Source organism: Trebonia sp. (genome assembly GCF_030042015.1).
Classification (GTDB): Bacteria; Actinomycetota; Actinomycetes; order Streptosporangiales; family Streptosporangiaceae; genus Trebonia.
In genome coordinates this window covers 1-9,275 of record NZ_JASIAL010000227.1, presented here as the reverse complement: position 1 = coordinate 9,275, position 9,275 = coordinate 1, and the positions used below count along the sequence as shown (strand labels likewise).

Below are 9,275 nucleotides of genomic sequence, written 5' to 3'. Positions count from 1 at the left end.
CCGGCGCATCACGGACCGGGTTCTCCCACCTGCTAGAGCTGACGGCGGGCGGCGGCGTCGGTGACGCGTTCGTGGCCATCGCCCTGGCGGGCAGCCTGTTCTTCAGCACGTCCGTCGAAGAAGCGAGGGGACGTGCGGCATTCGCGCTGCTAGTAACGATTGCCCCCTATGCCATCCTCGCGCCTCTGATCGGGCCGCTGCTCGACAAGGTCCGGCAGGGAAACAAGTTCATCCTCATGGGAACGCTGCTGGCGCGCGGCCTGCTGTGCTGGGGCATGTCGGGTGCGGTCGAGTACAACGACGTGCTGACCCTGCTACCGGCCGCCTTCGGTGTCCTGGTTCTGCAGAAGGCCTACGTCGTCACCAGGGCAGCGGTCACGCCGCGACTGCTCCCGTCGGAGATCACCCTGGTCACCGCCAATGCGCGGTCTAACCTCGCTTCGCTGATTGCGACGTCAGTCGGGGCGGTGCTGGCCCTCGGCGTCGACAAGGTCATGGGCGGCGGCGGCCACGGCGCTGCCTGGGTCCTTCGGGTGGCCACAGTGATCTACCTGGCCGCCATGCTCCTTGGCCTCCGGCTGCCCGACACCGTTGACGCACCCGCTCAGGTCCCCTCGCCTGAGGAGCACGGCAATTGGGCCGTGCCTGACGGGTCCGGTGCCGCTGCGGGTCCGGCCGGGCGCGCCAGATGGACAGGACCGGAGGCGAACGGGCGCTCCGATCGCGCGGCCGCGAAGTACGCGACCCCGTTCCCTGGTGATCCTCCCGGCGCCACGATGCCGGATGCCGCGATGCCCGGTGACGCTTTCCGCCATGACACGATCCCGCTTGGCCGGCCGGTCAGGCGCGCGCGGCGACCTTTCTTCATCCCTCCGGTAGGGCCAGTCGTCGGTGAAGCCATGCGTGCGAACGCGGCAATGCGGGCCTTTTACGGCTTCCTGCTGTTCTTCCTGGCATTCATCTTGCGGAGTGAGCGGTTCGGGCACGTGTCCGACACGATCGCGCTCGGCGGTTTGGCGGCCGCGGCAGCGGCGGGCGGCATGCTGGGCACGGGCATCGGCTCGGCGCTGCGATCGCGCGGACCCCAGATCATGATCTTCACGGTGTTCGCGCTCGCCACTGCCGCCAGCGTCGCGTGCGCCATCCTGTTCGGGCTGCCGTCCGTCCTGATAGCGGCACTCGCTGCGGCGATCAGTCAGACGCTAGTGAAGGTAGGACTCGACTCGATCCTGCAGCGGGAGATTCCGGAGGACATCCGACGGTCGGCGTTCGCGTTCTCCGAAACGGTGAATCAGCTTGCGCTGGTAGTCGGCGGCCTGATCGGCCTGCTGTTCTCGCTGACCGGCAGCGGCTTCGCAGGGCTTACGTTCGCCGCGGTGGGACTCGCGGTCGCGCTTGTCTGGCTCCTGGTCGGGCGGCGGCGGCGGATCGTGCGCGCGCGGCCCACGACGGCGGGGCCCGCCCCGGCCAGCACGTTCCGGTAGCCGGCGGCCTGCGACCCGGTTGTCAGGTCTCGAGGTCCGCGGCGACGGCACGCAGGACCGCAGCGATCTTCTTTGCGTCGCGGCTGTCTGGATGCTTCCCGCGGCGGTAGGAGTTCGAGACGCCATCCAGGAGCTTGATCAGGTCCTCGATGATCGGCACCATCTCGTCCGGGCTCTTGCGCGGGACCTTGGACACCGTGGGCGGCGGCTCCAGCAGGTGCACCTGCAGTGCCTGAGTACCCCGACGGCCCTCCGCGATCCCGAATTCCACCCGCTGGCCGGGTCGCAGCGCCGTGCCGGCCGGCTCGAGAGCCGTCGAGTGGACGAATACCTCACCACCGTCGTCACGCGTGAGGAAGCCGAAGCCCTTGTCGGCGTCATACCACTTGACCTTGCCAGTAGGCACGAGCGAGACCTTACACGAGGAGGAAAATGCGCGGGCGGGTACTGGGCACCGCCCGAGTAAGGGTATCGGTTTCGGGCGCCTTACCGCTCCGCCGACCGCGGAGCCTCAGCGGATACCCGGCCTTGCTCGCGTCGGGCGGGATCGTTGTATACCCGGGGTCGGGTCCGGTCAATCAGTGGCCGCGGCGGCGGGGCCACGGCATCACCCTGGGCGGGGCCAGCGGTCAGGACGCCCTGCGGGGCGCGCTAAACGGCGGTACGGGTGCCGGGTGCCGGGGGTGCTGGCATCGCCAGGCCAGGTACCCGGCGCCCAGCGCCGGCGCGACGCGGCTGACGACGTCGAGATACACCCAGCTCTCGTGCATCCAGTGTGCCCGGCCTCCCGCTGCGACGCCCACGGCGAGCCCGATCACCGTGAGCACCACGGGCAGCGCCAGCCCGATCCACTTGTCGCGCCCGTCCCACAACTCAGACGCGAGAGCGAGGGTCGCGCCGATGAGAAACACCGGCGGAAAGATCGGTCCGCCGATTCCCATCAGGACGACCGCTACCGCCTCCAGTGGCCGCCTGCGCATCCAGGTTGCCAGGCGGCCGAGCTGTCGGCTAACGCGAGCGCGCAGCACCATGTCGCCCGCCCGAGGCCGTCGCCACTGCGGACGCGCGGGGCCGCGCTGAGCCGCGTCGTCATCCCGGCTGCGGCCACCGGTATCAGAGCCCGGCCGCTGCGGCTGCGGCTGCGGCAAGTCGGCGGCGGGCGGTGCCGGCGTGACGTGCATCGTGCCGTTGGCAGCCGAAGGCGCGCTGGCCGTCGACGGTGCCTCGTCGGCAGGCACCGGTCGCTCGGCAGGCACCGGTCGCTCGGCAGGCACCAGCCCCTCGGCAGGCACGGCGCCCGACGCTGGCCGTGACGGCGCCGACGATGTCGGCACAGGCTGCTGAGCCGACCACCGGAAGCTCGAGCCGCGCAACCGTCGGCGCTCGCGGCCGATCGCTCGCGGCAGGAAGCGCTGGGGGCCGGCCAGGCCCGGCCTCGCGGACTGCGTTGACTTTCCCCCTGCCGCCAGGCGTCGCCGCTCCTGCTCGACCCTGGCCGCCGGGTCCCCGAGGCGCGCCAGCACCCTGCCGACGTCCATCGTCGACGGTCGGCTATCCAGGTCGGCGCGCTGCTCGATGAGACCGCGCGTTCGCTCTAGCAACGCACGCCGGTCATCAGGAGAAAGATCGCGGGCCGCGACCGACAACCGGTTGAGGTAGTCGCGAATCAACTGCTCAGTCGGGGGGCCCATGGCCTGATGATCCCTCGCGGTGAACACGTTGTGGAGCCGGCACGCCTTGGAATGTAACGGTCTACGCGAACTTGTGATGAAACAGTTGCGGCTGCAGCGGGAGCGAAAGCCATGACGGGTAGGCCGACCGGCGTTCGCGCCCTCGTGGCAGGAAGCGGGCGGCTCCCCGGCCAACGCCGGGGAGCCGCCCGTTGTCGCGAGGTGCGACCTCCGTTCCGAGCTGCCCTGTCGGGCCGGGCGGATCAGAAGTCCATGTCACCGCCGCCAGGAGCGGCCGGGGCCTTCTCCTTCTCCGGCTTCTCCGCGATCACTGCCTCGGTGGTGAGGAACAGCCCAGCGATTGAGGCGGCGTTCTGCAGGGCAGAGCGCACCACCTTCGCCGGGTCGGGGATGCCGGCCGCAAACATGTCGACATACTCGCCAGTGGCGGCGTTCAGGCCGTGGCCCGGCTTCAGGCCGCGCACCTTCTCGACCACCACGCCGCCCTCGAGGCCAGCGTTGATCGCGATCTGCTTCAGCGGCTCCTCGAGCGCCCGGCGCACGATCTGCGCGCCAGTCGCCTCGTCGCCCTGCAGCTCGAGCTTCTCGAACGCGACCTTGCCCGCCTGCAGCAGGGCAACGCCACCGCCGGGCACGATGCCCTCCTCGACCGCGGCCTTGGCGTTACGCACCGCGTCCTCGATGCGGTGCTTGCGCTCCTTCAGCTCGACCTCGGTGGCTGCACCGGCCTTGATGACGGCAACCCCGCCAGAAAGCTTCGCCAGCCGCTCCTCGAGCTTCTCCCGGTCGTAGTCGGAGTCGGTGTTGTCGCGCTCGGTGCGGATCTGGTTGACCCGTCCGGAGATCTGCTCGGCGTCACCGGCGCCGTCGACGATCGTGGTCTCGTCCTTCGTGACCACGACCTTACGGGCCTTGCCCAGCAGGTCCAGGTCCGCGTTCTCCAGCTTGAGACCGACTTCCTCGCTGATGACCTGGCCACCGGTCAGGATGGCGATGTCACCGAGCATGGCCTTGCGACGGTCGCCGAAGCCAGGCGCCTTGACCGCGACTGACTTGAACAGACCACGGATCTTGTTGACCACCAGGGTCGCGAGAGCCTCGCCCTCGACGTCCTCGGCAATGATCACCAGCGGCTTGCCCGACTGAACGACCTTGTCGAGCAGCGGCAGCAGGTCCTTGTTAGCCGAGACCTTGGAGTTGACGATCAGGATGTAGGGGTCTTCAAGGACCGCCTCCATCCGCTCCGGGTCGGTCACGAAGTAGTGCGAGATGTAGCCCTTGTCGAAGCGCATCCCCTCGGTGAGCTCCAGCTCCAGGCCGAAGGTGTTGCTCTCCTCGACGGTGATGACGCCTTCCTTGCCCGCCTTGTCCATCGCCTCGGCGATCATCTCGCCGATCGCGGTGTCCGCTGCGGAGATCGAGGCGGTAGAGGCAATCTGCTCCTTGGTCTCCACATCCTTGGCCAGCTTGGACAGCTCCTCGCTGACCCGCTCCACCGCTGCCTCGATGCCCCGCTTCAGCGACATCGGGTTCGCGCCGGCGGCCACGTTGCGCAGGCCCTCGCGGACCAGCGCCTGGGCGAGCACCGTCGCCGTAGTAGTTCCGTCGCCAGCGACGTCATCGGTCTTCTTGGCGACTTCCTTGACGAGCTCGGCGCCGATTTTCTCCCACGGGTCCTCGAGCTCGATCTCCTTGGCGATGGACACGCCATCGTTGGTGATCGTGGGGGCGCCCCACTTCTTCTCGAGTACCACGTTCCGGCCCTTGGGGCCGAGGGTTACCTTCACGGCGTCGGCAAGCTGGTTCATGCCGCGCTCGAGGCCGCGCCTGGCGTCCTCGTCAAACGCGATCATCTTCGCTGCCATTGGTTTCAGTCCTCCGTGGCGAACGCGTGAGACCGGCCGACGCCCGCGACGGACGGCATGCCAGGCGGCAGGCCCTTCCTGCCACCGGGCACTGCCTCATCGCCCGATCCCGCCGTTTGGCTGGCACTCTAACAGGGAGAGTGCCAAAGACATGTTTAGCACTCTCAGGGGGAGAGTGCAAACGTCAAGACCCCGCGAAGGGCATTCACCAGCCCGTGTGCCGGTCGCGCCGGCGACCACGCGGGACGGCGCCCGCGCCTAGCCCAGCGCGTCGAGCTGCTCGGTGAGCCACCGCGCAGGCGCGCGCCCCGATGCGGTCGCGGCGATCATCGCGGCCCGCCGCCGCCGCTCCGCGGCTGGCATGCTGAGCGCGGCGTGCAGCGCCTCCGCCGTGGCGGTCACGTCGTAGGGGTTGATGAGCAGCGCCTCGTCGCCGATCAGCGCCGCCGCGCCCGCCTCGCGGGAAAGCACGAGCGCGCAGCCGCGCTCGCTCAGGATGGGACCCTCTTCTGCGACCAGGTTCATGCCGTCCCGCAGCGGGTTGACAAGCAGCACGTCGGCGATCCGGCACGCGGCAAGGGAGCGCGCGTAGTCGTCCTTCACGTCGAGGACCAGCGGTTCCCAGTCCGGGGTGGCGAATTCGGCGTTGATGCCCGTGGCCAGCTCGTGGACGCGCGCGGTGTACTCGCGGTACTCGGCCAGCTCGGACCGGGACGGGTAGGCGAAGGCCAGGTGCAGCACGCGGCCGCGCCACCCCGGCCGCGTGAGCAGCAGCTCCCGGTAGGCGGCCAGGCCGCGCACGATGTTCTTGGACAGCTCGGTCCTGTCAACCCGGACGATCAGCTGCCGGCCATGCGCCATGGCCGCAAGCGCGTCCGCGTGCATGCTGACATCGGGCTGGCGGCCGCGGGCGCGCAGCGCCGTGCCGTCGACACCGAGCGGGTGCACGCCGACCTCGGTCGTGCGACCGCGGTACCTGACCTGCCCGGCGCCGCCGGCGCCCCGGGTCACCCGCGCGCCCAGCACGGCCTCGCAGCAGTCGAGGAAGGCCGCGGCCCAGCGCCCGGCGAGGAACCCCGCGTGGTCGGCGCCGAGCATCCCGTCCAGGATGGCGACGGCGATGTCGTCTGGCAGCAGCCGGTAGTAGTCCGGCGGCGCCCACGGGGTGTGCTCGAAGTGCGCGATCCGCGCGGAGGGCCGCCGCTCCCGCAGCAGCCGCGGTGCCAGCGCCAGGTGATAGTCCTGGATGAGCACCCGGGTGCCTGCCGTGCACTCCTGCGCGAGCGCGTCGGCGAAGGCCGCGTTGTACGCCATGTAGCAGCTCCAGTCGCGCCGGAACTCCGGTCCGAAACGCGGCTGGTTCGGGGTGTCGAAAAGCAGGTGGTGGACGAACCACAGCACCGAGTTGGCGATGCCGTTGTAGGCGGCGCTGAACATGTCAGACGGGATGTCGAGCATCCGCACCGGGGCGTCGCCGGGTTCGACCACCCGGTCGCCGCGCCGCGCGGCCTCCCTGTCGGCGTCGCTGAGCGCGGTGCACAGCCACAGGACCTCAACGTCGCAGGCTATCGCCGCCAGCCCCGACATCACACCGGATACCATCCCGCCACCGCCGCGGCTGGCGGTCAGCGACCCGTCCTCGGCGAAGGCGAACGAGACTGGACCCCGGTTCGAGGCAACGAGCACCAGCCGACTCGGGTCGTTAGTCATATGGTCCAACACTAGTTGAAACGATCATTAACCCGTTTGCCGGGGGTATTAGCCCGTCGGATACAGTGATTGCTGCCGTCGCCACTTGCCGTCGGCCTGCGACGGCAAGGAGCATGGCGTGACAACTGAATACCTCATCCAGAGGGGTGGAGGGATCGGCCCTGTGAAGCCCCGGCAACCATCGCGGACACGCACCTCAGTAAGGCGAGGCGAGCGCGCGAATGGTGCCAAGTCCGGCCCGTGGTCAAGGTGACCGCTGGGAAAGATGGGAGAGAGGCCTCGCCCACATGACAGCGCAGAACTTGCTCGGCAACGCGACCTGCCTATCCTGCCGCGAGTGCGGCAGCACCACCGAACTCGGCCCCTGCTACGCGTGCGCGGAGTGTTTCGGGCCGCTGGAGGTCAGCTACGACTTCCCGGAGCTGACCAGGGACGTCATCGAGGCGGGCCCGCCCAACATCTGGCGTTACGCTGCCCTGCTGCCGGTGCCGCAGGACATCGCAAGCCGTCCGACCACCGAGCCCGGGTACACGAAGCTGATTCGCGCCGACGGGCTGGCGGCCGAACTCGGGATGCGGCGGCTGTGGATAAAGGACGACAGCGGCAACCCGACGCACTCGTTCAAGGACCGCGTGGTGGCCGTGGCCCTGGCCGCCGCGACCGAGATGGGCTTCAAGGTGCTCGCCTGCCCGTCGACAGGCAACCTGGCCAACGCGGTGGCAGCGGCCGCGGCGCGGGCCGGCATCCGCTCGGTGGTGATGGTCCCGGCGAACCTCGAGGAGCAGAAGATCATCACCACGGCGGTTTACGGCGGCACCTTCGTCACGGTCGACGGGACCTATGACGACGTCAACCGGCTGGCGTCGGAACTCGCGGGCGAGCACGACGACTGGGCGTTCGTCAACGTCAACGTGCGCCCCTACTACGCGGAGGGTTCGAAGACGCTCGGCTTCGAGATCGCCGAGCAACTCGGCTGGCGGCTGCCTGACCAGGTGGTGGTCCCGATCGCCTCAGGAGCGCAGCTGGTGAAGATCGACAAGGGGTTCACCGAGCTGGCCTCGCTGGGGCTGGTCGACCACAGGCCGTGGCGCGTCTTCGGCGCGCAGGCCAGCGGATGCGCGCCGGTGTCGCAGGCGTTCGCCAACGGCTGGGACGTGGTGCGGCCGGTGAAGCCGGCCACGATCGCCAAGTCGCTCGCGATCGGCAATCCGGCCGACGGCCCCTACGTGCTTGACGTGGTCCGCCGGACCGGCGGCGCGATCGCCGACGTCTCCGACGCCGAGGTCGTGGACTCGATCAAGCTGCTCGCCCGCACCCAGGGCATCTTCGGCGAGACCGCGGGCGGGGTCACCGTCGGCGTGCTGCGCAAGCTGCTCGCCGGCGACCAGCTCGACCCGGACGCGGAAACGGTGATCATCAACTCGGGCGATGGCCTGAAGACGCTGGATGCGGTCGAGCCGACCGTCGCGGTTCCCGCGGCCATCAAGCCAACGCTCGAGGCGTTCATCGCGGCAGGTTTCGACGGCGCGGGCGTGCGCTGAGCAGCCTGCGGAATCTCAGCAGGCGATACCACAGGTGACCAATGCGGTGCACGTTGCCGCGATTGACGGCTATCTGGCGTCATGAACGCCGCGCACAGGGTAAGGTCGTTTCCGGTCGCAGCCGGCAAGGCAGGGTGCGAGCGCGAGAGCGTGCGTTGGCACGGCTCGGCGGGTCGCGATCGACGGGTTCCGCGGTTGAAAGGGCGGGGCTCGAAGCCCGAGCAGCAGTTAGGGAGTTGTTTGGAATGGCTCAGGGCACCGTCAAGTGGTTCAACCCGGACAAGGGCTACGGCTTTATCGCCGTCGACGGTGGCAAGGACGTCTTCGTCCACTTCTCAGCGATCCAGGCGGACGGATACCGCACCCTCGAAGAGGGCCAGCGAGTTGAGTTCGAGATCACGCAGAGCGACCGGGGACAGCAGGCCGAGAAGGTCGTCATCGTCTCCTAGGTTCTCTGGTAAGTTCTCCGGCTTCGCGCAGCGGAGCCCTGGATTTCACCGGTTACCCGGGGTGGTCGGCCTGGCTCCCGCCGTGCGGGAGCCAGGCCGACATGCTTCTGGCCCGGGCTGCCTAGAACCCGCGGCCGGCGCTGACGGCGTCGGCGAGGGCGCCAAGCAGGCCGACGACGCCGGCCGGGCCGTCGACGACGAGGTCGGCGGCCGCGGCGACGCGCGGTGACTCGGCGCTGCGGCTGCATACGGTGCAGCCGGGAACGCCGTCCGCGCGCAGCGCGCGGACGGCGGCGAAGGCCGTCAGGTCGCCCAGGTCGTCGCCGCAGAAAAGCACCGAGCGTGCCCCGCGCTCAGCGGCAAGCGCCCGCAGCGCGGCTCCCTTGTCGGTACCTGGCGGGCGCAGTTCGAGCACGAGGCGGCCCGGCTCGAGCGTCAGGCCGACCTCGGCGGCGAGCGCGGCGAGCGGCTCCCGCAGCCGGGCCAGCGCCGCCTCGGGGTCCGGCGCCTGCCTGGTGTGCACGGCAAGCGCGTT

The 9,275-nt window shown here is 69.6% G+C and carries 8 protein-coding genes and 1 riboswitch; of the genes, 3 read left to right on the top strand and 5 right to left on the bottom strand.

Annotated elements, in window-relative coordinates:
- A partial coding sequence (locus tag Q1N79_RS11855) for an MFS transporter (RefSeq protein ID WP_300608279.1) occupies positions 1-1,484 on the top strand: 1,484 nt, incomplete at its 5' end.
- 22 nt (positions 1,485-1,506) lie between these two features.
- Here the strand turns inward: Q1N79_RS11855 and Q1N79_RS11850 are convergent.
- From Q1N79_RS11850 to Q1N79_RS11835, 4 genes are all read right to left on the bottom strand, one after another.
- On the bottom strand, positions 1,507-1,890 hold the full coding sequence (locus tag Q1N79_RS11850; RefSeq protein WP_300608276.1) for a cold-shock protein: 384 nt from the start codon (positions 1,888-1,890) through the stop codon (positions 1,507-1,509).
- A 223-nt stretch (positions 1,891-2,113) separates the two neighbouring features.
- A complete protein-coding gene (locus tag Q1N79_RS11845; protein WP_300608273.1) occupies positions 2,114-3,175 on the bottom strand; it encodes a hypothetical protein in 1,062 nt (353 codons plus the stop codon).
- A 242-nt stretch (positions 3,176-3,417) separates the two neighbouring features.
- Entirely contained in the window at positions 3,418-5,040 is a 1,623-nt protein-coding gene (gene groL / locus Q1N79_RS11840; RefSeq protein WP_300608270.1) for a chaperonin GroEL, read from the bottom strand.
- 258 nt (positions 5,041-5,298) lie between these two features.
- Complete coding sequence (locus tag Q1N79_RS11835) at positions 5,299-6,750, bottom strand: trehalose-6-phosphate synthase (RefSeq protein WP_300608267.1); 1,452 nt, start codon at positions 6,748-6,750, stop codon at positions 5,299-5,301.
- A gap of 131 nt (positions 6,751-6,881) precedes the next feature.
- A riboswitch (SAM riboswitch) is annotated at positions 6,882-7,022 on the top strand.
- Positions 7,023-7,037: 15 nt separating this feature from the next.
- On the opposite strand from Q1N79_RS11835, the gene thrC reads away from it, so the two are divergent.
- Positions 7,038-8,291, top strand: coding sequence for a threonine synthase (gene thrC, locus Q1N79_RS11830; protein ID WP_300608264.1), 1,254 nt, complete (start codon positions 7,038-7,040; stop codon positions 8,289-8,291).
- A gap of 245 nt (positions 8,292-8,536) precedes the next feature.
- The gene (locus Q1N79_RS11825; RefSeq protein ID WP_300608262.1) at positions 8,537-8,740 is read left to right on the top strand and encodes a cold-shock protein; all 204 of its coding nucleotides are present in this window, start codon (positions 8,537-8,539) and stop codon (positions 8,738-8,740) included.
- Between the two features lie 121 nt (positions 8,741-8,861).
- Here Q1N79_RS11825 and Q1N79_RS11820 read toward each other — a convergent pair.
- Positions 8,862-9,275, bottom strand: a 414-nt coding sequence (locus tag Q1N79_RS11820) for a trehalose-phosphatase (protein ID WP_300608260.1), incomplete at its 5' end; no start/stop codon positions are given.